At 67.8% G+C, this 1721-nt stretch carries 2 protein-coding genes; both read right to left on the reverse strand.

The genetic code is table 11. The annotated features are described in order from the left end of the window. The coding region (locus tag RMO30_RS05675; RefSeq protein ID WP_309710598.1) for an AAA family ATPase at positions 1 to 817 on the reverse strand (817 nt) is incomplete at its 3' end. 22 nt (positions 818 to 839) lie between these two features. Continuing rightward, on the reverse strand, positions 840 to 1469 hold the full coding sequence (gene rsmG, locus RMO30_RS05680) for a 16S rRNA (guanine(527)-N(7))-methyltransferase RsmG (RefSeq protein WP_309710599.1): 630 nt from the start codon (positions 1467 to 1469) through the stop codon (positions 840 to 842). Between the last annotated feature and the right edge of the window lie 252 nt (positions 1470 to 1721).

Genomic DNA, 1721 nt, shown 5'->3' on the forward strand with positions numbered 1-1721 from the left:
CGAGGGTCGGCGCCACTGCCTCGCCGCCCTGCTCGCCGTCACTCGCGCCCGGCACGATGACCGGCGCGACGGTCGCCGCCGGCGTCGCCAGGTTGGTGCGCGAGTCGTACATCGTCAGCAGAATCGTGGACATCGCCAGCTTCGGGTTGAGGTGGCGCTGGATCAGCTTGATGTTGTCGAGCAGTTGGCTCAGCCCCTCGAGGGCGTAGTACTCGCACTGAATCGGGATGAGCACCTCCTTCGCCGCGACGAAGGCGTTGATCGTCAGGAGGCCGAGTGACGGCGGGCAGTCGATGAAGACGTAGTGGTACGGCTCCTCGACTTCGCCGAGGTACGCATCGAGTGCGGTGCGCAGTCGCTGTTCGCGGGCGACGAGGGAGACCAGCTCGATCTCCGCCCCCGCGAGATGGATCGTGGCGGGCAAGCACCACAGGCCGGGAAACTCCGGGCTCTGCTTGACCGCGTCCCGGATCGGGGCGTCCCCGACGATCACGTCGTAGACGCTCTCGACCTCCGCTCGGTGCTCGACCCCGAGTGCCGTCGAGGCGTTGCCCTGGGGGTCGAGGTCGACGACGAGAACGCGGGCGCCGCCCTGGGCCAGCGCCGCAGCCAGGTTGACGGTCGTCGTGGTCTTGCCAACCCCACCCTTCTGGTTAGCAACCGTGATGATGCGGGTCTTCGCCGGCACCGGGAGGGTGGCATCGGCGAGTGCAAGCCGGCGGCGGGTGAGCTCGGCAACCTCCTGGGCGAGAGGGGTAGACGGGTCGAAACTGCTCACTGAGGTGACTGGCCTTTCGGATGGTTTCACGTGAAACATCGCGCCGTGATGGGCGGGGAGATCAGTGACCCACCCTAGCCCGAAAGACCCGGGTGACCTCAGGGACGATTCCCTCGCCGAGGATGAGCACCTCGGAGTTGTGGATGCGCGCTTTCCGCAACGCCTTCTCGGCCGCCAACAGCTCCTCCTCGACTCGCGCACCCTTCATGAAGAGCAGCTCTCCGCCCGGCTTGAGGAGCGGCACGCACAGGGGGATGAGCTTGCTCAACGCCGACACGGCGCGGGCCGTCACCTGGTCGAGCAGCGGATCGGGTCGGATGTCTTCCGCGCGCCCTCGGGACACCGTGACGTTCGTCAGCCCGAGCCGATCCGACTCCGCGGCAAGCCAGTCGGTGCGTCGCTCCATGGGCTCGATCAACACAAAGTGGGCATCGGGGCGAGCGATTGCGAGCACGAGACCGGGGAGCCCGGCGCCGCTGCCGACGTCACCGACGCGTCCCGGGTGAACGAGTGGTGCGACGAGCGCACAGTTCACGACGTGGCGGGACCAGAGACGCTCTGCCTCAAGCGGGCCGATGAGGCCGAGTTCCTCGCCGTACTGCGCGAGATCGGCGGTGAACGCCCGCGCTACGTCGATTCGGTCGCCGAAGAGGTCGGCGGCGTAGGGGGGCTCTTGCTCGACGATCACCAATCACTCCAGATGTTTCACGTGAAACCTATCCCGACGCCCGAGACGGGCGTCGGCGCTGGCGTCGCCGCGACAGCCAGAAATGGCTGTCGCCCTGTGGCTCCAGCGCGCGTGAAACCTATCCCGACGCCCGAGACGGGCGTCGGCGCTGGCGTCGCAGCGAGGCCCGAAATGGCCTCGCTCTATGCTCCAGCGCGCGCGTTGATCACCGTGTGGCGATCGCGGCCTTCGCCCTCGGACTCCGAGGTGTAGCCG

Origin of the sequence: Pseudolysinimonas sp. (assembly GCF_031389465.1) — a bacterium.
Taxonomy (GTDB): Bacteria; Actinomycetota; Actinomycetes; order Actinomycetales; family Microbacteriaceae; genus Pseudolysinimonas_A.